Below are 22,454 nucleotides of genomic sequence, written 5' to 3'. Positions count from 1 at the left end.
CGTTTACTTATCCAATTTTCTTTAGAATAATCACAGAAATTTATTCAAAGATACTTTAAGGTTTAAATACCAAAAATGACGGATTGAATTTTTTATTTCAATCCGTCATTAGGCTCAATTTAATTTGTTAAAAGTATAGTAGTGTTTAATGTTTAAGCTTCATTTGAAACTAAAATAGCAACACTAAATTAATGATCCTTTAATCTATTTTTACAAATTTTTCGTATTCATGACTCTCATAGCATTTAAGACTGCTAACAATGCAACTCCTACATCAGCAAATACTGCTTCCCACATTGTAGCAAGTCCACCGGCACCTAATATTAGGACAATTACTTTTACAACAAACGCCAAAGTAATATTCTGTAATACTATACGTCTCGTTTTCTTTGAAATATTTATTGCACTGATCAGTTTACTCGGTTCATCAGTCATTAGCACAACATCCGCAGCTTCAATAGCGGCATCAGATCCTAACCCCCCCATTGCAACGCCAACATCAGCTCTTGCTAAGACTGGGGCATCATTTATACCATCTCCAACAAAAACAACGCATCCTTTAGTGCTTTTTTGGTTATAAAGCAGCTCCAGTTTTTCTACCTTTTGATCGGGAAGTAGATCCGAATAAACTAAGTCCAATCCTAGTTGCTTACCAACTTTATCACCGATGATCTTATTATCGCCTGTCAGCATAACAGTCTTTTTTATACCGAGTGCTTTTAAGTCACCAACAAGTTTTTTAGAATCCTTTTTGATTTCATCTGAGATGACAATCGAACCTGCATAACTCCGATCTATCGCTATATATACAATTGTTCCAGGTTCATCATTTTCCAGTATGGCTATTTCTTTATCGGCCATCAGCTTTGCATTACCTGCAAAAATTTCCTTCCCTTTAATATTAACCTTTAATCCCAGGCCGGGTAGTTCTTCATGCGCTTCAATTACGCCTTTGTCAATTTCTTTGCCATAAGCTTTCATAATTGATTGAGCAATGGGATGGTTGGAATAATTTTCAGCATATGCAGCATACATTAAAAGCTCATCATTGGTTATGCCTTGGACCGCTTTAATTTCTGTTACTTTAAACACACCTTTTGTCAAGGTTCCAGTTTTATCAAATATTACAGTATCAACATTATTCAAAGCCTCTAGATAATTTCCACCTTTTATCAAGATACCATTTTTTGAAGCGCCTCCAATTCCACCAAAAAAGCCCAGCGGGATTGAAATAACCAATGCACAAGGACAAGAAATTACCAAAAAAACCAATGACCTGTAAATCCAGTCAGAAAAAGTTGCACCTTGGATAACTAAAGGCGGAATAATCGCAAGCGCTAAAGCTGCTACTACTACTATTGGGGTGTATACTCGCGCAAACTTTGTAATAAACTGTTCCGTAGGCGCTTTTCGACTGCTGGCGTTTTCAACCAGTTCCAAAATTCTTGATACCGTGGAATCGCCAAATTCTTTTTTAACTTCAATCGTTAATAACCCGTTTTTATTGATGAACCCTCCGTAGACTTCATTACCAACTTCTACTTCACGAGGAACGGACTCCCCCGTAAGTGCTGAAGTGTCCATCATGGATTTCCCTTCAACAACAACTCCATCAAGTGGTACTTTTTCACCTGGTTTCACAATAATATATTCTCCGATAAGCACATCCTCTGGAGAAACAATTTTGATATCATCCCCATCCTTTAAATTTGCGTAATCAGGTCTAATATCCATAAGTTCGGCAATCGATCGTCTGGACCTGTTTACCGCCAAATCCTGGAAGAATTCGCCCACTTGATAGAACAGCATTACTGCAACACCTTCTGGATATTGACCGATAGCAAATGCTCCTATCGTTGCGATTGACATCAGAAAACTTTCATCAAAAAGCTGTCCGTTTTTTATATCTTTAGCAGCTCGCAACACAACTTCTCCGCCAACTATCAAATACGCAACAAAATACAAAATAAATTCCACTGGTGTTTGGAATGTAAATATTAAAGCAATGGCAAACAACACCCCACCGATTGCTAATTTGACAAGCTCTTTCCTATTTTCATCACCAATTTCCACATGTTCCTCGGTAGCTTTTTTAGCTTCTTCGTTTACCATTACATCAGGCTCTATTTTTTTTACAATAAGTTTAATATCTTTTATTGCTGTTTCGAGATCTCTATTTCTTGTTTCAATATTAAGTTTACCCGTTGTAAAATCAACATTGGCGTTTTTTATGCTATCTAGTTCCTTGATTTTTCCTTCAATTTTCAAAGCACAATTAGCGCAATCAAGTCCTTCTAATACAAGTGTCTTTTTAATGTATTTATCATGCAACTTTTCAGACACAGTGACATCAGGTTCAATCTTATATACAATTTCCGTTACATGTTTAATAACAGATTCTTTCATATCAGCATTATCCAGTTCAATAGTCATAATTTTAGAGACGAAATTAAGCGTGGACTCTTTAACTCCCTCTATATTGTTCGCTTTATCATTAATTTTTGCCGCACAGACAGCACAATCCAAACCATCTAAAACAAGTTCAATTTTTGATTCTTCCATTATTGATCTCCTCCTTTTTTATTATCAACTATATTTCTACTTTTCGTTTATGTGTACCATCCCTTGATTAAATATTTGCTTAACGTGGTCATCATCCAATGAGTAGAATACTACTTTTCCTTCTTTTCTATTTTTCACAAGTTTTGCTTGTTTTAAAACCTTTAGCTGATGTGAAATGGCGGATTGTGTCATATTCAATAGAAATGCGATGTCACATACACACATCTCACTTTCAGCTAATGCCCACAATATTTTGATTCTTGTTGAATCTCCAAAAACCTTGAATAACTCAGCAAGATCATATAGGAGCTCTTCTTTTGGCATTTTATCCTTAACTTGCTTTACAACATCCTCATGGATTACATTACAATCACAACGTTCGATTGGATTCTCAATACGAATCATGTCATTCCCCTTACATTTAAAAGATTTATACATGAACAGCTATTCATGTATCGATTATACCTCTTTCATGGACTAATTGTCAATCAATATTTGAATAATTGTTCATATATTCATTTAAAATAAGATGTTCAGCTCCGAGTATAAAGTCTATGAGTACATTTATGACAAAGTTACATTGTTTCGGGAAGGGTAATATGGTATTGGCTACATATTTTATCAATCTTTACTTTCACAAACATTCAGAAATGATTTATAAGCAATACAATCATGTTTAATTGACATTTACGATCAAATCGATCTTTTTCATGTAAGTTGCTTTCTATGTATATATATTTCATTTATAAAAGAAACTAAAGTTCATAATAATGATTCTAACTTTTTTTACGTGTTATATGTCAAATTTTCGTTTTTTACGTGTTATATGTCAAAAAATCAAAAATTACCACTTATATGTCAAAATATTTTGACATATAAGTGGTAATAAAAAAAACGAATGGCTTTTTTATGGGATTTTTATAATTGAATTTTGTACGGGTTATATGTCAATGCACAAAAAAGAACGAAAATTCTGCACACGCTGCGGCAAAATTTTCGTTCTTTAAAACAAAATCTGGTAATTAAACTTGAGATCTTACTCCGACCGTTCCCGGATAAAGAAACGAATCGGTGTTCCAAAGAAATCAAAGGTTTCACGGAGCTTGTTTTCCAGATAACGCTGATATGAAAAATGGACCAGGGTCATATCATTGACAAATACCACAAATGTTGGCGGATTAATGGCTACCTGGGATGCATAATATAATTTCAGACGACGGCCATGTTTTGATGGCGGCTGTTTCATCATTACAAATTCGGCCAGCGCTTCATTAACCTTACCGGTGGTGATCCGTTTGGCGCTCTGAGCTTTGACATATTCGATGGTTTCAAATATTTTACCCAATCGCTGACCGGTTTTGGCTGAGATAAAAATGATTGGTGCGTAATCCATAAATGAAAGTGCGTCGCGGATATCCCCTTCCATCTTCTTCATGGTTTTATTATCTTTTTCCACAGCGTCCCACTTATTGACAATAATAATCGATGGCTTGGAGCGATTATGGGCGATCCCGGCAATTTTAGCATCCTGTTCGGTGACGCCCTGGGATGCATCAATCAGAACCAGCACTACCTGGCTTCGTTCAACGGCGGCAATGGCGCGGATGATGCTGTAACGTTCTATATCTTCGTAGATTTTTTTCTTGCGTCGCAATCCGGCGGTATCAATTAAGACATAGTCTTCCCCGTCGTATCTGACGCCGGTATCGACGGCATCCCGGGTTGTCCCGGGGATATCGCTGACGATCAGTCGCTCTTCGCCCAGGACCTTATTGATCAGGGTCGACTTACCGACATTTGGTTTGCCGATAACGGCAACCCGTAGTCGGTCATCTTCGGTTTCTTCTTCGTCGTAATAACGCTTAACATGGTTGATGATTTCATCGAGAAAATCACCTAAACCCAATCCCTGCTCGGCTGAGATAGCTATTGGTTCCCCGATTCCCAGGTTATAGAATTCAAAGGCGTTATTTTCCAGACCCTGGCTGTCAACCTTATTGACGGCCAATAACACATCTTTTTCATGTTTTCGGATCATATTGGCAACTTCCAGATCCGATGCGGTCATTCCTTCACGACCGTCGACCATCAGGACAATCAGATCGGCCATATCGATGGCGATTTCAGCCTGAATCCGCATTTGCAAAAGAATGTCATCCTTGGTATGGGGTTCGATCCCGCCGGTGTCGATCAGGGTAAAATGGTGGTTTTGCCATTCGGCGTCGGCAATGATCCGATCCCGGGTTACACCGGGAGTATCTTCGACGATGGCTATACGTTCTCCAACTAATTTATTAAACAGCGTTGACTTTCCCACATTCGGGCGGCCAACTACTGCTACGATAGGTTTTGGCATTTTATTTCCTCACTTCATTTATAATCATTATTCATAATTTTATTTTTTAATCATATTTTTAATTGTCTAATAACGTTTGTAACAGTTCTTCACCCTGAATCGGAACGCCTTGAATTATCACATTAAGGGCTTCGCCTAATGTTTCCAGGGTCCAGTCGTCCAATAAGGTGTCGGTACCGCTGCGTAGGGCATTTTCAGGCAGCAGCAGCAAATCGCAGGGATTTAGCTCCTGCAGGGGTTTGATTTGGGCAAGGATGTCAGCACCGGTGAGCAGCCCGGATACGGTAATGGCTTCGCCAAAAAAATGGTTAGTAATTGGAAAAACGGTCAGAACCAGCAATGGATATTCCTGTTTAATTTCAGCAATAAGGTTGTTGAGATAATCATATGCTGCTGTACCGGTCAGGATCCCGATTCTTTTGGTGGCGGTTGTTGGTAAATCAGCATTCTCAGTTTTGATCACCGATAAGGCTTCCTGAACCGAGGCCGTAAAATCAGCCATCATCCCCACCCCATTTTCAATTTGGGGAAAGTCGTTGTAATAAGCACTTTCAGGAATGGGAAGCTTAGCCAGTAAAAAAAACTCGTCGCTGGGATAGACAAATCCATCGCCATACGCGGCTTCCATTTCATTATGGACGGCATTAATAATTTCCAGGGTTTTCAGGGCATCATCCTGATTAAATTGACGAAGCTTTTCCAAACCCTTGCGATGGTTGGAAAGACCCACCGGGACCACCGAAACGGACTGCAGAACGGGATAAAACGCTTTTAAATCAGTAAGTGTCTTGACCAGTTCGTTGCCATCGTTACAATCAGGAACCAGCACAATTTGACCGTTCATTTGAATACCATTATCATAAAAGGTCTTAAGATATGCCATCACATCCCCGGCAAAACGGTTTTTAAGCATCTTGATCCTTAAACTGGGATTGGTGGTGTGAATCGATAAATTCATCGGCATAATGCGGTAGCGAATAATTCGATTCAGTTCATCGGTGGTGAGATTTGTCATGGTAATATAATTGCCGGTTAAAAACGATAATCGTTCGTCGTCATCTTTGACATACAGGCTGTCGCGCATGCCAGCTGGCAGCTGATCGATAAAACAAAAGATACAATTATTCTTGCAGGTCTTTGTGCCAATCATCGCTTCCGGAAAGATTACCCCCAAATCTTCTTCATATTCTTTTTCAATATCCAGTACCCAGATTTCGCCATCCGGTTTTTCAATTTCGACCTCTAGGGCATCGTCGGCAATCAGATAGCGATAATCCAATATATCCGTTACCGGCATGCCATTGATCGACAGCAGGATATCCCCCGCTTCGACTTCCATTTCATTGAGAATGCTATCATTCTCAACGCCGTTTATTATAAATTTTTTCAACACTTCTCTCTGTTTCTTTACAATTTAAAAACTGCCTAGCAAAACCAGCCGGCAGTTCTCCTTATCTATTATATAATATTTTTCAAGAAAAAAAAACCTATTTAAGCATTTTTCCCAATTAAAGCAATCTTTTGCAGAAAATTTATAAATCATTTGATCAAAAGTTGCTTATTTTTTAATCGGACAGGCGACAACACATAAGCCGCAGACAACACCCCGGCCGATATGATGATAGACTTCTTTCATATACTGGCTGCAGGCGTAGGCATCATAAAGCTGATTGCGCGGCATGCCGGGTTCCCATAGCCGGCCTTCAATGGCCATTGCCGGGCAGGCACCGACACAGGCCCGACAGGAACCGCAAGCGCTTTTAGTGACCGGTTCCGCCGCGACTATCGGAGCATTGGTTAAGATAGTCCCGAGGCGGACCCGGGGTCCGTAGCGCTGATGAATAAATAAGGCGCTGCGTCCGATCCACCCCAGTCCTGCCAGAACGGCGGCTGTTTTATGTTGAAATGCGCCGGTGAACGGATCTTTCGGATCGGTCACAGACTGAGATGCGGGAATCGCCACACTGGGATAACCTTGGGCTTCCAGCGCTAATAAAATCCGTAGGCAGATGTCATCAATCAGACGGTTAACACTCCGGTAGTGGCTGAAATAAGTTTGCGTCGGTTCAGTCCCGATCTGATTTAAAATACCATCAGAAAGCTTAATAACTACACTGATGCCGTGCTCAAAGTTCATTCTTTTTTGGGCCGGTAGTAGCGATAAATCGGAAAACCCGATTTCTGTAGCGCCCAATGATTGCCCCAGACTGATAATTGTCTGATTACATTGATTTTGCGCCAGCGCGTGATTGCGGTTGACTTCTTTTTTCATTTTTTTCTCTTTTTTACATAGAAATAGGGAAATTGCTCCATTGATATGTTACAATATTCATAGCAAACAAAGGTGGTGGTATTCATGCTCTTTAATTCTGAACAACAGGCTGAGGATAAACTGATCATACTTTATGTACTAAAAAAAATCAAAACCTCATTAACCCGCGAACAGGTCGCTCTGATAATTATCGAAAATTTACAGATTGGTTATTTTGATATTCAATTATATATTGATGATCTGATCAAAGATGAGTTTCTTTCGGTGTTGGATTATGACGGAAAGTCAGTACTCACCTTGTCAGCGATGGGCAAAGAAGCACTAAAGCTCTTTTGCAATAAAATTCCGGCTTATATTAGCGATATGATCGATCTTTATCTTAAGGAAAACCGGGAAAAGATCTTCAAGGAAGTGAAAATTACCGCGAACTACCAGAAATTAGGGGAAACTGATTATCTGGTTGAATTAAAACTTCACGAGAATAATATTGTCTTGATGGAAATATCACTAAATGCTCCCACATTAAAGCTGGCCCTTGATATCTGTAATCGCTGGAAAGAAAATACCCAGGATCTTTATGCCTCGGTATTGAGTCTGTTAACCTGATCAGTTTCAATGCTGGTACATCAAAAAGGTTTGCCATCGGGTTTTTGAAACCTCTTGGTAAACCTTTTTTTCTCAGTCACATTATTTTATTTTTTATGGGTCCCGATGACATCACGTTTGATCCGATCTTCCACCCGCCGGTTTAGCCACATAATGGCGGTTTCAATATGAACTAACGCCATCGCATTTTCAGTACACTCAAATTCACCTTCCTGGAATAACTTTAAGCGATCTCTGACAATTTCAAGCAAATCAGAATCGATTACGCCTACTTCCGATACCGGTTCGTTTCTGGCTCCTTTTTGAAACTTAATTCTGGCCAGTTCAACGGGTTCATCATCTTTAGTCCGGATGACATACTCGTTATAAGCATTGCCGACGCCCTTGTCAGCAACGCGATAAACCTCATTTAAATTACCTTTGTACTGAACGGTTGTTATTCTTTCGCCCATTTTTCCGCCCTCTTTCCACTCTAATTTAGAATTTATTTGACTGTTTTAGTATTCTCGTATATACCCCAATAATAACCGCTTATTCAGTTCTTTTCAACATTGACGTTTCTAATGGTGCTACATTTTGAAAACTCTTGACAAAAGCTCTTCTTCATAATATTATTGTAAAAGGGATTTTTATTTTTAAAATTGCCTGATGTAGCAAAGGAGCTTCAAATATACTATAACACAATGCGTATATTTAATGGAAGTTCTTTTTTTTGCTATTGTCATTAGATATGGAGGAAGAATAATTGATAAAACTTCAAGATGTAAATAAATATTTTGGTGAAAACCATGTGCTGAAAGATATTAATCTAACCGTCGCGGAAGGTGAAAAATTGGTTATTATCGGACCGTCTGGTTCGGGTAAAAGTACCACTGTTCGTTGCATGAATTTTTTAGAAGCCCCCACTTCGGGGCAGGTTATTATCGATGGCGAAGAACTCACCCAAAAAAACAAAATACAGCTGGTCCGACGAACATCAGCGATGGTATTTCAGAGCTTTAACTTGTACCCCCATAAAACAGTATTGGAAAATCTGACCCTGGCGCCGATAAAACTGCAAAAACTGACAAAAGAAGAAGCCATCAAAAAAGCACGAAAATATTTGGCTACGGTTGGTCTGAGTGAAAAGGAGAATGCTTATCCGTCAACCTTATCTGGTGGCCAACAACAACGTGTCGCCATTGCCAGAGCCCTGGCAACCGAACGAAAGATCATTCTTTTCGACGAACCGACATCAGCACTTGATCCGGAAACAGTTCAAGAAGTACTTGATGTCATGATCAAATTATCAAAGGAGAATATCACCATGGTAGTTGTTACCCATGAAATGGGTTTTGCCCGGGTGGTTGCCGACCGTATCATCTTTATGGATGAAGGTCGGATTGTTGAAGAAGGAAAACCGGAACATTTCTTTGAAAATCCTTCAGAGGAACGAACAAAACTTTTTCTCAGTAAGATCTTGCGTTAATTTCTAATATCTCAACGATATTAGGTGTTATAATTATTATATTTAGGAGGAAAATGATTATGAAAAAGGTACTCTCTGCTCTGCTTATTTTATGCCTGGTGTTTACCCTGGCAGCCTGTTCGTCTTCGACTGGTTCAAAGGATACTGCTACCACTGATGGCAGTCTTGATTCAGTTGTAAAAGCCGGTGTTTTAAGAGTCGGTGTTAAAGAAGACGTTCCCAACTTCGGACTTCGCAACACCGCTACCGGTGAAATCGAAGGTTTTGAAATTGATATTGTCAAGCTACTGGCCAAAGAAATTTTGGGCGATGAAAATGCTTATGAATTAACTCCAGTAACTGCAAAAACCCGTGGTCCGTTACTTGACAATGGTGAAGTTGATCTCGTTATTGCAACCTTCACGATTACTGACGAACGAAAATTAACCTACAACTTCTCGACCCCTTATTATGAAGATGCGGTCGGTTTGTTAGTTAAAAAAGATGCCGGTTTCAAAGGTCTTGCTGACATGAATGGCAAAGTAATCGGTGTGGCTCAAAGCGCGACTTCCAAAGACGCCGTTCAAAAAGTAGCCGATGAAAAAGGTATCACCGTATCATTCTCAGAATATGCAACCTATCCGGAAATCAAGGCGGCATTGGACTCTGGTCGAGTTGATGCTTTCTGCGTTGACGGATCAATCCTGGGGGGCTATGTTGATGACTCAACGATGATTTTACCCGATCGATTCTCACCGCAACAATATGGTGTTACCTCAAAGCTTGATAGCCTGGCCCTGACTGAAGCGGTTGACGGCTATATCAATGGATGGCTTGAAGATGGTACAATTGAAGGCCTAATTACCAAATGGGGACTTAAATATTAATGAAAAGTTCTAATCCTTTTGCCTTATGGCGTTGGGAGAAGATGTTTGGCGAATGGCAAATGTTTGGCGAGGGGTTTCTGCGAACGATTGAGGTCGCAGCCCTCGCCTTAATCCTCGCACTTGTTCTGGGCATTATCTTTGGTGTGATCTCAACATCGAACAACAAAGTAATGCGGGGGATTGCAAGGGTTTACGTTGAGTTCTTCCAAAACACTCCCCTAGTTATTCAGGTTTTCTTTATGTATAATGGTCTGGCCATTGCCGGAATACGGCTAAGTGTGTTTATGATTGGTGTTTTAGGGGTGGGAATTTATCACGGCGCTTATGTTTCTGAGGTTGTCAAAACCGGAATTACCTCAATTCCAGTAGGACAAGTTGAAGCAGCAAAGTCCCAGGGATTTACTTATGTCCAGTATATGCGCTATATCATTCTCCCACAGACCATCAAAATCATCCTTCCACCGCTGACAAATCAGGCTGTCAATCTGATTAAAAACACGTCAGTCCTGGCAATGATTTCAGGTTTTGATCTGATGTATATGGCTGATTCCTGGGCATCATCCAGTCTGGATTACGGTCCGTCTTATGTATTTGCCGGATTTTTATATTTCATGCTCTGTTTTCCATTGGCAACCTGGGCAAGAAAGTACGAAGAACGTCTCAAACGAAAAGACACCGCCCGTATTCCCTTTGATCCAAGTGAGGAGGCGGTCACATGCTAGAAGTATTTCAGAATGTATTTACGCCTTCAAACGTTGAGTTTTTAGCCAAAGGAATGGCGTTAACCTTAGTGCTTTCGGTATCAGTTGTCCTTATCTCGATCCTTTTCGGTACCATTTTGGCCTTACTGCGAACCTATGAAAAACGGGTTTTGGGTAAGTTAGCCGGATTCTATATTGAAATGTTTCGAAATACCCCGTTATTGCTGTGGATTCTGGTCTGCTGTTTTATGATTCCCTATGGTACCATTGTCATCCGGGGCGGTTTAGCATTGACATTATATACATCCGCTGTCATTGCTGAAATTGTTCGTGGTGGTTTGAATTCTGTGGCAGAAGGACAATTTGAAGCAGCAAAATCTCAGGGTTTTACGCTGATTCAAACATTGATATTGATTGTGCTCCCGCAATGTTTCAAAAGTATTATTCCTTCCCTGTTATCTCAGGTCATTACGACTGTTAAAGATACATCTTTTTTACAGGTTGTTGCGATCCCGGAGTATACCCGCAGCGGATTCGTAGTGATGGGACGATATACTACCACTCCAGAGGTCTTTATGATTTTTGCGGTACTGGCAGTTGGTTATTTTGTGATTTGTTTCAGCCTCTCTTGTGTTGTCCGAGGTTATCAAAAAAGAACTGAAATAGTCAGATAATGAAATCAAACAAGATATCGATAATGATTTACAGACACAAACAAAGTCATGGATTCACATTAAATCCATGACTTTGTTTTTATGTTCGATAGTTATTCGTTTATTTGAACAATTTTATTGTACCCACATCATTTAAATGTTTCAGTAGCGAGAGCGCTATTGGAAATCCAAATAGACCCAAAACCCCCAGCAAGTTCACACCCAAAAACATACTCATTAAAGTAACCACCGGATGAAGTCCAAGCTGGCTACCAACAATCTTGGGCTCTAAAATATTTCGGATCACCGTCACAAAAAGATAAACCAGAAGCAATCCCAGTCCTGTCTGATAATTTCCCTGAAGCAGAGTTATAATCGTCCAGGGAATCATAATACCGCCGGTTCCCAGCACTGGTAAAATATCAAAGATGGCAATAAAAAAGGCAATCAGGATGGGATTGTCAATCCCGACAATTGACAGCCCAATCGAGAGTTCAACAAAAGTAATTGACATAATCAGTGCATAGGATCGAACGACAACAAACAAGGTATTGACAATAAAATTTTTAATTGTCTGGATAATCTCATTTCCTTTTTCCGAAAACTGCCTGAAAACAAATGATGACAGCATCTCATAATCAACCGCCATAAAAAAGGTCGCGATCACCATCAACAAAATTTTTATTAAAAATGCCGGCAGGGATCCTGCAAGGTCTGACAAGAATGCTACAAAAGTCAATGATATGCTGGTTACATTATCACCTAAGGAATTGATCAGCTGTTCCGTCGTCGCATTCAAAACATCAACAAGTGCCGCATCAATCAGAAAAACCGTTTGTTCAATCCCGTCAAAAGTGGTCATCAGAAAAGGTCTCAGTTGATACTCATAGATTTCTGGCAATGCACTGCTTGTTTGCGAAATGATTGAGATCAATTTGACCCCTACTAGTGACACCAGAATCCCGGCACCACCATAAAACACCAGCACCAGAATAAATGACACCAGCTTATTGGGTAATTTTGTCAATTCTGAAATCGCTTTGGCGGGTCCTTTAAGCACATAAGCAATCAGAAAGGCCAGGATAAAAGGGCTCAGCAGCGATATTGCATACTCAAAAATCAGGTATACAATCGCTGCTATCAATAGAATATAAACAGCATTGATGATAAACTGTCTTTTTTTGTCATAAGGGGATTCCATTTATTCCTCCGATTTTTTCATCGAACACACCTTGGCATTCGATTATTAACAAAACCGCTCCTCAGGTAATCTGAAAAACGGTTTGCGTTCACGCTCTGTTTTGTTATTGTAGTAATTCTACCCCATCTCGCTGTAAAGATCAATGATATTATACATATTTAAACATTGGTATCATTTACAACTGGGCTACAGTTTATGCATTTGTACCTATAAATTCATCATCAGCTTTAATAATGCACTGTCCTTCTCGATATTGGCTTTTTTTATATCAAGACAGCCTATTATTAATTTCGTTTTAGAAAGATGATCTTGTAAATCAACAATCATTGGAGCTGGCAAGTCTTTCTCAAACAGCGGATAGATCAACGTCACTGAATCAACGCCATAGATCTTTGCATAGGCAAAAACCTGGTAAATATCAGCCTGACTAATATGGTCGTACTTTCCATTCTGATAATGGGGGTTTTTATATTTGGCATCTGCGATTAAAACCGTTTTCTCGTGATGTTCAAGAATAATGTCCGGTCGTACCTGTCTGCCAAAAACTGCTTTTTGACTACTGGCAAATCGACGGCTGTTTTGATAATTTGCGTGATAGCCTTCTCCCAAATTAGAAAAGAGTTTATAAAGATAAAATTCAAATAATTCATTTAATGGAATCAAAAATGAACAAACGGTATCGTCCCCTTGGTAGCTCTGTGGTGTTAAGTTGTAAAAAAACATCTTTGCCATTTCAAAAACTGGTTTGAATGACATATTCAAACGTGTAAATTTAACGGCATCAAACAACTCTTTCGTTAAAGCCACATCGCTGGCATCATCTAAAAGAAACAGGGCTTTCTTGAGTTTCTTTTTATTTTCCGGTACGCTGGTCAATTGAATCAATTTTAAACAAACACTTTTAATCGTGTTATTTAACACATTATCATGTTCGTAGCTTTGATATGTGATCATATGTCTGTCTCGTCTGATGGGATTTGTACGAATATTTGCAGAGAAATCGATGCTCCCTTTTACAAAAGAACTGTTTTCGCTGATATCCACATATTCGCGGTTCATTTGGCGAGAGTATACTTGAAATACTTTATCGCCAAATAGCGAAATGAAGAGCTCCATAATGTCTGATTGTTCAGCGGCACTGGACTGGTTTGGTAAGCATAGAATTTTGTTGAACTCCGACACTCGCAGCAAATTCAGTAATACTTTCATTGCCTCACGCTGTTCGTCTTGTTCGGTCAAACCGCTGTTTTCATATATTTTTGGCAAGATCTGCAGGCGCGTGTTTCCCTTGGAAATAAAACCAGCATAATGTCGAATGTGAAGCACGCCATCATACGATAATGACAGGCGGTTTTCGCCAATGATGTGACGAAGTTCGAGAATATCAGTCTTCTGCCAGGGTAAAAGTTCACATTTCTGTTGGCGGTCTTCAAAAACTGTAATGACGGTTTGCACCAGGTTTATACCCCTTTTTCATAGATTGAAATCAGCGCAGCTTCAAATTGAGATATGCCATCTTCATCAGGTTTTAAGCTGAATTGAATAATCTCACCTGTCTGTTTATCAAAAAAACGATCGCCAATAATCTGGCCGACCTGTTTGATATCGTTGTAAAAATATTCCATCAGCAAAGGTAGCAGTTTATAATACCAGACATTATACAAATCATATTTTGTCACCAGATCATCACCCATAAAATAGCTGTGGCCAATGCGATGGTCCCGGTCTATTTTGTCCGTTATACGATTATTCAATGCCTGTAATAATTTACCCGGCGACACATTTCCGCCAATTGAAGGATGGAATCGTTCCACAAGCGACGCGTCAGTGTTGATTTCAACAAAGGCAAAACGACGACGCAACGCAGTATCTAACAGGGCGATGCTTCGGTCACTCGTGTTCATGGTGCCGATCAGAAATAAATTGCCTGGGATTGAAAACGCATCCCGGGAATAGGGCAGTTCACAGGTCAGAAGTTCGCGCTTATCTTTCTCAATTAAAGTAATCAATTCACCGAATATTTTGGCAATATTCCCTCTGTTTATCTCATCAATAATCAGGTAATATGGCTTAGGTAAATCGTCTTTGTTTTCCTCTTTTTCTAGTAGCGCCAAGGCATCATTAACAGAAACTCTCAGCTTATAGATGGCACCCTGCACCAGTTGCTTATTTTTGTTAATCGCAATAATATCTTTTGGCTTCGCTTCAAAATTAGCTAACCACTTAACCGCTCGTCGATGTCTGTAACCAAACCCGTCACTATTATCATAAAAATAATCACTGGTGATAACACCCATCAGTCGTATGGTCTGGGGACTATTGAAGACCATGACAATATCGCCAATATTCACGCGGCTATGCAGACATTTTAGCGTACTTGTCGGATCGCTTTGATCTAATTGGGCATCATTCCAGTCGCTGACATCTTCTTCTGGCCCGTAACCAATGGCGATGACATTCTTATCGCGTAAGGTTGTATAGATGTGGTTTTCTTTTTTTTGTCCAAGTGAAACCTTCCAGACCTGATTGCTGGGTGTTGTATTATTTAGCGCTTCTTCTTTTATATTTTTCTTTTTTGACTGCATACTGCATGCATCAGCAAATTCTTTTAAAACACCTGGCTGCACCGGATATGCCATCTGACCTTCTTCATCGATTTGCGGACGTATGCCTTCTACAAATTCTTCGTAGGAAAAGGCCTGATGAAAGGTAATAAATTTTGCCCGTTTTTCAGCCACCACTTGCTTGAATGAAACCGGACTACCGTTTTGCTTCTCAAATGCTTCAATTATACGCATTGCCCCGTAAGTTTTACCTGTACCTGGCGGACCGTACAAGATTACATTGGGATTGAATTGCATCAGCTTTGCATATTTTTCATAATCGGTGGTTTCTTCAACGTCGGTTAGATCATCCTCAACCGTTGTACTGACTGTCCCTGTTGAACCGCCTGATGCTGATCGTTTGCGTCCGACAATTACATTATCATATAACGAGATTGGACTATCAACCGGAAAGATCGACTCGGAATCCAACTCACTCAGCAACGACGTGATATAGTTGCGTTTTTTAGGAGCATCATCATTTTTTTCATTTGCAAACTCCAGTAATTGGCGCAAGGAATACTTCTCATTGCCATTTGAGGTTTTGTCAAGATAAAGATCCCACAAAACATTTTTTCGACTGAACGATTGACCATTAAATTCAAGAATATCTTCGATTCTTGTTTTTTCCATATCGGAAATAACCAGGCAGATATCAAAAGGCTTAAAAAAAGCAACCTGTTCCAATTTACTTTTCAGGCAAACAAAGAATCGTCGTTTTGATTTATTAAAGTCAATTTCTGGTATTTCGGGACTGTTTTCTTCCAACGCAACCGGGATAAAACCAACACCTCTCGTCGATTTTATGGCTTTGTTCAACAAATTTAAATCCGGCTGAAAATATTTACAACTAACAATATTTCCAGTTAAAGCCAGTTTGGGCTCATAAACTTGTACAACTCTAAATTTTGCCTCAATATTTGTTTCATTCGTTTCAAATTGCTCAAGCATAAAAAGTTTTTCGATCTCACCGGCTTTCACAGGCAACACATAATCACCCGCCTCCATACCGTTAAAGTGCTGTTTAAAAAAATCTTGATCCGTGGTATCAATTCGATAGTAGTTTTTATCGAGCTGATCCCCCGTTTTGAACTTTCCAATAAATAATTTATTCATCAACCTGTCCTTTCTGTTGCGCTTTTGTTACATTATAAAGGGTTGGCTTTGGTTCCAGGCAACAATCGGTAGCCGCAAGTGTTCGGACACCAGACCTTGTTATCCGGGCGATCGCCGTTGAGCTTATTGTTCTACCGGTGTCGGTCGTCCATGACCGTAGTATACGGTTTTTGCGGGCAGCTGCTGCACCGCCTGAATACTCTTTTGCAAGGCTGCGGTATCTTCCCAAAGATACGCCGGATGTGGGCCGGTCAGATTCATGAGGATGTCCCCTACAAATAATTCACCGCTGGGAAAAGAAACGACCATGGAGCCCCGGGTATGACCAGGCAGGGGCTGGATGGTTTCACCAAAACCCAGCCGGTTGGTTTGTGGCCCGGTGATGACGAGATCCGGCTTGAAGGGTTGGGGCGGATTCCGCTTCATGGAACCCTGCCCCACCCATTTGATCATTTTACCGATGGGATGGGTGGCCTGCATCTCCTGAGACAACGGATTGTCAATCAGCGAGAGGTCGTTTTCATGGATGACAATCGGGATTCCATATTTTTTCTGAAAAACAGCAGCATTGCCAATATGATCGCTATGACCATGGGTCAGAACCAGATAACTGATTTGTTCCATGGCAATCTTATTTTGTGCCAGGGTTCTTTCAATTTTAGCTCCCATACCCGGAGCACCGGCGTCAATCATCAGATGACGTTCCCCATCGGAGATCAGGTGACAATTAGAACCGGCTGAGATGGTGATGATGTTCATTTTTGATTCTCCTTTGTTATGCAGCTCATCAGTCACGTGAGCTCTGCACATTCAGCACTAATCAAAGTTGCCTGTTTTTGTTGTATTCTAATTATACGCTTATACTCCACTACTGACCATAACAATTTTCGTTTCAGGTAATGCTGATGTTTTTTTATACTTAATATTAGGACGATTGCCATCACAATGGGTTACTATGTTGATAATTCAGAAACCATGTCAAATTTGGGATCATCCGCCACCAGACCGACACAGCTCTGTAATTGGGATCTGGCGGTTGCCTACCTGCGCACGACAAAAAACCCGGAATAACACTGAAATGACTTCAGGTTGCTCCGGGTTCTGATTGATTTCAATTAAGTTATTTAAAAAAATTGTTACTTGTTAAAATACTCCAACCGTTCGACTACTTTTTCCATCGTTTCGATGAATTTTTTCTGTTTGTCCCGTTCAATTTCGACTACCTTTTCCGGGGCTTTGTCGGTGAATCCTTTGTTGCTCAGCTTCTGGGTGACCCGGTCAATTTCCTGCTGGAGTTTCTTTTTCTCGGCTTCCAGACGGGCAATTTCTTTTTCCTTATCGACCAATTCGTCGAGGTTAATATAGATTTCCAGATCTTCCACCACCGCGGAGACATAGTTTTCCTGGATCTCGGCTTTGGTGATCGGCAGAATCGTCGATACTGAGGCCAGCTTCTGGAAATAATGAAGTGAGTCGGCCATCAGTGACAGGTGGGCCTGATTATCACAAATCAAGAATAACTGGGTCTTTTTGGAATTAGGTACATCCATTTCAGCACGGATGTTGCGGATGCTGCGGATTGCGGCCATTAAAAACTCCACTTGTTTTTCATCTTCCGGGAAGACATAAGCCTCGTTGAAGTGGGGCCATTGGGCCACCATGATATCACCGGTGGTACCCGGCAGGTAGCCGTTGATTTCTTCGGTAATAAAGGGCGTAAAGGGGTGGAGTAACCGCAGGATCGTATCCAGCACTACGCGCAGGGTATACTGGGCCGAGATCTTGGTCTGCATTTCCTCGCCGTATAACCGTGGCTTCACCAGTTCGATATACCAGTCACAATATTCGTTCCAGGCAAAATCATAGATTTTGGAAGCGGCGATGCCCAATTCATATTTAGTCATATTATGGTTGACTTCAGCGACGATGGTGTTCATTCGGGACAGAATCCACTTATCGGTGTTCCCCAGATAAGTCAAAGCCTGATCCTTTTTGTCCATAATGTCTTCATCCAGATTCATCAGCACAAAGCGGGCGGCGTTCCAGATCTTGTTTAAGAAATTACGGCTGGATTCGACCTTTTCATCCTGCCAGCGGATATCGTTGCCGGCGGAGTTCCCGGTGATGATGGTAAAGCGCAGGGCGTCGGCGCTGTAGGTTTCGATAAGTTCCAGCGGATCGATGCCGTTGCCTAATGACTTGCTCATTTTACGGCCCTGGGAATCGCGCACCAGACCATGAATATAGACATCTTTAAAGGGCGTTTCGCCTATTTCGAAGAGGCCCATAAAAATCATCCGGGCGACCCAGAAGAAGATAATATCATAACCGGTGACCAGCACTGTGGTCGGATAGAACTTTTTCAAATCTTCGGTGTTTTCCGGCCAGCCTAGGGTTGAGAACGGCCATAGGCCGGAACTGAACCAGGTATCCAGCACGTCTTCATCCTGACTAAGCTGGGTACAACCACACTTGGGACAGCTTTCAGGTGCTGTTTTGGAAACCACCATCTCTCCACAATCGTCGCAATAATAAGCAGGAATTCGATGTCCCCACCACAATTGCCGGGAAATACACCAGTCTCTGATGTTTTCCAACCAATTGTAGTAGATTTTGTTAAAACGCTCAGGAATGAAATCAGTCTCGTGATTGCGTACCGCATCGAGGGCTGGACCCGCCAGTGGTTCCATTTTGACAAACCATTGTTCGGAGGTCATGGTTTCGACCGTGGTTGAACAGCGGTAGCATTCGCCAACATTATGCTGGTGTTCTTCAATTTTTTCCAGCAGTTCCAGCGCTTCCAGATCTTTGACGACCGCTTTACGACAGTCATAGCGATCCATACCAGCATATTTTCCAGCCAGTTCGTTCATCGTGCCATCATCGTTCAGCACCCGAATCTGTTCCAGATTATGGCGCAGCCCCACCTCGTAGTCATTGGGATCATGGGCAGGGGTCATTTTAACCACCCCAGTTCCAAAGCTCATATCAACATAGTCGTCGGCAACGATGATGATTTCTTTGTCAAGCAAAGGGAGCATCACGGTTTTGCCGATCAGGTGGGCATAGCGCTCATCTTCCGGATGAACAGCGACGCCACTGTCCCCCAGCATTGTTTCGGGTCGGGTCGTGGCAACGACCAGATAGCCGTCACCTTCGGTTAGCGGGTAGCGGATGTGCCAGAGATTACCCTGGTGTTCAGCATATTCCACCTCGGCTTCAGAGAGCGCCGTTTTGCAGGTAGTACACCAGTTGATTATGCGGCTGCCCTTATAAATCAGGCCTTTTTCATAGAGGTTGACAAAGGCTTCGTTTACGGCCTGGCTACAGCCTTCATCCATGGTAAAGCGTTCGCGGCTCCAGTCACAGGAGGCTCCCAGTTTTTTGAGTTGGTCGGTAATCCGGGTTTTATAAGTCAGCGCCCAGTCCCAGGCCCGTTCCAGGTAGGCTTCCCGACCGATATCCTGTTTGGTTTTGCCTTCTTCTTCACGGAGCTTATCGACGACTTTGACTTCCGTAGCAATACTGGCATGGTCGGTTCCCGGCAGCCACAGGGCGGAATAACCATCCATCCGCTTATAGCGGGTCAAAACATCCTGCAGGGTACCATCAAAGGCGTGGCCCATGTGGAGCTGTCCGGTGATATTTGGGGGTGGCATCACAATCGTAAACGGTTTGCCGTCAGGATTGACTTCCGGTTTGAAATAACCCTTTTCCTGCCAGCTGGCATAGGTTTTATCTTCTACTTCTTTGGGATCATAAGTTTTTGACATTTCTTTCTTCATTTTTGCACCTGCTCTTCTTAATGGTCTTCAATTTCTTTGATTTTGTAGGGATCCGGTTGCGGTTCAGGGAGGGCTTTTCGGGTGGTATAAGCGGCAATCAGGTTTTTGCAGAGCTCGATGGTTTTACTCATCGATCGTTTCTGTGCCTCCTCCGACATGTTTTCGGACATCCGTTTAATGATATATTTATTTTCAAACAAAAAATCAACCATCGAGGTCAAATCTTTGATCTTATCAACTTTAATGGCCATTCCCCCATCAACCAGGTAATCGGCATTTTCTTCTTCCTGACCGGGATAATAGAACGGAATAATCATGGGGATGTTTTTTACAATCGCTTCGGTGGTGGTGAGTCCCCCGGGCTTGGAAATGATGGCATCGGATTGATCCATCAGCTCGGAAACATTATTGACAAAACCGTGGATTTCGACAATTTTATCATCATCCATTTCCCGGGCGTAGAGACTTTTAATTTCTTTTTCAATTTTAGCATTGTTGCCACAGACCACAATAATCCGGATTTTCTCTTTGACCTTCAGCAACGATGAAAAGGCTTTTTCCATTTGTTTGCTGCCTAAACTGCCGGCCATTAACAGGATTGTGCCCGCTACATCGGAGATTTCTTTTCGCTCAAGATGATTGTTGGTTAAAAAAGTCTGCCGAATCGGAATGCCATAGGGATAAATGATCTCCTCGGCCACCCCTTTTTCGACCATGGTTTGCTTGGTATAGTCACTGCCGACAACATAGGCATCAATCATTTTTTTCAGATAAAGGGTATGAATCTTATAGTCTGTGACAATCGATAAAACCGGAACATCAAAAGCATTATGCTCTTTAAGCGTACCTAATACATTGGTTACAAACGGATGGGTGGTAATGATTAAATCCGGTTTTCCAGAATTGATCAGTGGCACAATATCAGGATTCATGACCTTGGTCAGCACCTGAAAAATGCCCTGCTGAAAATGATTCATATTATTGAACTGATTGTACATTTGCTCATAAAGCTTCGGCACATTCACCACCATTTGCTGATAGCCTTTTGTAATCAGCCGGTCCAGGGTGATATTCGTTTCTTTAAACGCATCATAAACTTCAGTCTGAAAGCCGGTATCGTCCAGCGACTCTTTTAACGACTGGGCTGCTAAATTGTGACCAGCACCGGTTGAAGCTGTAAAAATAAATACTTTTGACATGGCAAACCTTAATCTTCGAATTCTTTAGTAAACTTGTAATTTACCCGCATGAGCTTACCACCCATGGCTTCTTCTTTTCTTTTTTCGACAAAATAGATGCCACCAAAAACCATTAACATTCCTGCGGCAACGGCAGAAAATCCTACGAATATTTTTTTTAACATAAGAATCCTCCATATTTTATTGTATTTGTATTATTCTTTTGAATCACTTAAGAAAACGGTCCCTATTTCTTTTCCATTGAGAATATCATAAAGGGTTTTAACATCTTCCCCAGACGCGATGATCACATCGATACCGCGATCAGTAGCATATTTTGCAGCCCCCAGTTTGGTGATCATGCCACCGGTGCCCAGGCACGAGGCGGTGTTGCCGGCACTTTTCATAATTTTGCTGTCAACGTGATGAACCGTTCGGATCAGTTTGGCTTCACTGTTAATGGCTGGATTATCATCATATAGCCCATCGACATCAGACAAAATGATTAGCAAATCGGCATCGACCAGGTTGGCAGTCATGGCCGAAAGAATATCATTATCGCCAAAACATTCCTCCTGAATTTCATCGGTGGCGATACAGTCATTTTCATTGACAATCGGGATAATTCCCCCTTCAATCAGAGCATTGAAGGTATTCATGGCGTTATTCCGCTTAATCGTATGTTTGAAAACATCTTTGGTCAGCAGAATCTGTCCCACTGTTTGATGGTACTCATCAAAAAATTTATGATAGACCCGCATCAACAAGCCTTGTCCCACCGAAGCTGCGGCCTGTTTTTCCTTAAGGGTTTTTGGTCGCTCTTTCAGCTTCATCCGATTCATACCGGCACCAATGGCTCCAGATGAAACCAGTACCATTTTTTTACCGCCATTTTCAAGATCCGTCAGAACCCTGGCGAGGATTTCCAGCTTTCGTAGATCCAGGGTTCCATTGGCATGTGTAACTGATGTTGTTCCCATTTTAACAACAATTGTTGTGGCATTTTTAATCTTTTCTCGCATCTAAATCTCCTAAGTTGTGTATCCTAGTTAATTATTATATCAAACAATGGGAAAACATCAAACAT

Annotated in this window: 20 protein-coding genes; 6 read left to right on the top strand and 14 right to left on the bottom strand. The window is 41.3% G+C overall.

What is annotated here, in order from left to right; genetic code table 11:
• Positions 1-210 precede the first annotated feature (210 nt).
• The 5 genes from A3KS_RS19575 to A3KS_RS0100415 form a co-directional block, all read right to left on the bottom strand.
• On the bottom strand, positions 211-2,562 hold the full coding sequence (locus A3KS_RS19575) for a heavy metal translocating P-type ATPase (RefSeq protein WP_084504829.1): 2,352 nt from the start codon (positions 2,560-2,562) through the stop codon (positions 211-213).
• Between the two features lie 36 nt (positions 2,563-2,598).
• Positions 2,599-2,967, bottom strand: coding sequence for an ArsR/SmtB family transcription factor (locus A3KS_RS0100430; RefSeq protein ID WP_026393202.1), 369 nt, complete (start codon positions 2,965-2,967; stop codon positions 2,599-2,601).
• 631 nt (positions 2,968-3,598) lie between these two features.
• On the bottom strand, positions 3,599-4,918 hold the full coding sequence (gene der, locus A3KS_RS0100425; protein WP_026393201.1) for a ribosome biogenesis GTPase Der: 1,320 nt from the start codon (positions 4,916-4,918) through the stop codon (positions 3,599-3,601).
• A gap of 58 nt (positions 4,919-4,976) precedes the next feature.
• Positions 4,977-6,311 (bottom strand): DUF512 domain-containing protein, encoded by a 1,335-nt coding sequence (locus tag A3KS_RS0100420; protein ID WP_026393200.1) that lies wholly within the window; start codon positions 6,309-6,311, stop codon positions 4,977-4,979.
• A gap of 165 nt (positions 6,312-6,476) precedes the next feature.
• Complete coding sequence (locus A3KS_RS0100415; protein WP_207637732.1) at positions 6,477-7,190, bottom strand: epoxyqueuosine reductase; 714 nt, start codon at positions 7,188-7,190, stop codon at positions 6,477-6,479.
• 84 nt (positions 7,191-7,274) lie between these two features.
• Between A3KS_RS0100415 and A3KS_RS0100410 the strand changes: the two genes are divergently transcribed.
• The gene (locus A3KS_RS0100410) at positions 7,275-7,796 is read left to right on the top strand and encodes a DUF4364 family protein (RefSeq protein WP_026393198.1); all 522 of its coding nucleotides are present in this window, start codon (positions 7,275-7,277) and stop codon (positions 7,794-7,796) included.
• A gap of 86 nt (positions 7,797-7,882) precedes the next feature.
• Here A3KS_RS0100410 and A3KS_RS0100405 read toward each other — a convergent pair whose 3' ends face one another.
• A complete protein-coding gene (locus A3KS_RS0100405) occupies positions 7,883-8,248 on the bottom strand; it encodes an Acb2/Tad1 domain-containing protein (protein WP_026393197.1) in 366 nt (121 codons plus the stop codon).
• Between the two features lie 293 nt (positions 8,249-8,541).
• Between A3KS_RS0100405 and A3KS_RS0100400 the strand changes: the two genes are divergently transcribed.
• Genes A3KS_RS0100400 through A3KS_RS0100385 form a run of 4 tightly spaced genes read left to right on the top strand, consistent with a single transcriptional unit; the run spans position 8,542 to position 11,505 of the window.
• On the top strand, positions 8,542-9,264 hold the full coding sequence (locus A3KS_RS0100400) for an amino acid ABC transporter ATP-binding protein (protein ID WP_026393196.1): 723 nt from the start codon (positions 8,542-8,544) through the stop codon (positions 9,262-9,264).
• A gap of 53 nt (positions 9,265-9,317) precedes the next feature.
• Entirely contained in the window at positions 9,318-10,130 is an 813-nt protein-coding gene (locus A3KS_RS0100395; protein ID WP_026393195.1) for a transporter substrate-binding domain-containing protein, read from the top strand.
• Positions 10,130-10,852, top strand: coding sequence for an amino acid ABC transporter permease (locus tag A3KS_RS0100390; protein ID WP_026393194.1), 723 nt, complete (start codon positions 10,130-10,132; stop codon positions 10,850-10,852). Before A3KS_RS0100395 ends, A3KS_RS0100390 begins: the two co-directional genes overlap by 1 nt.
• On the top strand, positions 10,846-11,505 hold the full coding sequence (locus A3KS_RS0100385; protein WP_026393193.1) for an amino acid ABC transporter permease: 660 nt from the start codon (positions 10,846-10,848) through the stop codon (positions 11,503-11,505). Before A3KS_RS0100390 ends, A3KS_RS0100385 begins: the two co-directional genes overlap by 7 nt.
• 100 nt (positions 11,506-11,605) lie before the next feature.
• On the opposite strand, the gene ytvI is transcribed toward A3KS_RS0100385, so the two are convergent.
• The 4 genes from ytvI to A3KS_RS22160 form a co-directional block, all read right to left on the bottom strand.
• Positions 11,606-12,685: a sporulation integral membrane protein YtvI gene (gene ytvI, locus A3KS_RS0100380; RefSeq protein ID WP_026393192.1), complete on the bottom strand. Its 1,080-nt coding sequence runs from the start codon at positions 12,683-12,685 to the stop codon at positions 11,606-11,608.
• Positions 12,686-12,892: 207 nt separating this feature from the next.
• On the bottom strand, positions 12,893-14,140 hold the full coding sequence (locus tag A3KS_RS0100375) for an McrC family protein (RefSeq protein ID WP_026393191.1): 1,248 nt from the start codon (positions 14,138-14,140) through the stop codon (positions 12,893-12,895).
• Between the two features lie 5 nt (positions 14,141-14,145).
• A complete protein-coding gene (locus A3KS_RS0100370; protein ID WP_026393190.1) occupies positions 14,146-16,404 on the bottom strand; it encodes an AAA family ATPase in 2,259 nt (752 codons plus the stop codon).
• A gap of 123 nt (positions 16,405-16,527) precedes the next feature.
• Complete coding sequence (locus A3KS_RS22160) at positions 16,528-17,163, bottom strand: MBL fold metallo-hydrolase (RefSeq protein WP_051355557.1); 636 nt, start codon at positions 17,161-17,163, stop codon at positions 16,528-16,530.
• 186 nt (positions 17,164-17,349) lie between these two features.
• On the opposite strand from A3KS_RS22160, the gene A3KS_RS24110 reads away from it, so the two are divergent.
• The gene (locus tag A3KS_RS24110) at positions 17,350-17,475 is read left to right on the top strand and encodes a hypothetical protein (protein ID WP_278247280.1); all 126 of its coding nucleotides are present in this window, start codon (positions 17,350-17,352) and stop codon (positions 17,473-17,475) included.
• A 65-nt stretch (positions 17,476-17,540) separates the two neighbouring features.
• Here A3KS_RS24110 and A3KS_RS0100355 read toward each other — a convergent pair whose 3' ends face one another.
• Genes A3KS_RS0100355 through proB form a run of 4 tightly spaced genes read right to left on the bottom strand, consistent with a single transcriptional unit; the run spans position 17,541 to position 22,389 of the window.
• Positions 17,541-20,189, bottom strand: coding sequence for a valine--tRNA ligase (locus A3KS_RS0100355; protein ID WP_026393189.1), 2,649 nt, complete (start codon positions 20,187-20,189; stop codon positions 17,541-17,543).
• 17 nt (positions 20,190-20,206) lie between these two features.
• Positions 20,207-21,388 carry an MGDG synthase family glycosyltransferase gene (locus tag A3KS_RS0100350; RefSeq protein ID WP_026393188.1) on the bottom strand — a complete coding sequence of 394 codons (1,182 nt, stop codon included), beginning with the start codon at positions 21,386-21,388 and terminating at the stop codon, positions 20,207-20,209.
• Between the two features lie 8 nt (positions 21,389-21,396).
• On the bottom strand, positions 21,397-21,552 hold the full coding sequence (locus tag A3KS_RS0100345; protein WP_026393187.1) for a hypothetical protein: 156 nt from the start codon (positions 21,550-21,552) through the stop codon (positions 21,397-21,399).
• A gap of 30 nt (positions 21,553-21,582) precedes the next feature.
• Positions 21,583-22,389 (bottom strand): glutamate 5-kinase, encoded by an 807-nt coding sequence (gene proB, locus A3KS_RS0100340; protein ID WP_026393186.1) that lies wholly within the window; start codon positions 22,387-22,389, stop codon positions 21,583-21,585.
• Positions 22,390-22,454 lie beyond the last annotated feature (65 nt).

It is taken from the genome of Acetobacterium malicum subsp. dehalogenans DSM 11527 (assembly GCF_000472665.1).
GTDB lineage: Bacteria > Bacillota > Clostridia > Eubacteriales > Eubacteriaceae > Acetobacterium > Acetobacterium malicum.
The sequence above is the reverse complement of the archived record's forward strand: the minus strand, read 5'-3'. Positions and strand labels throughout refer to the sequence as shown.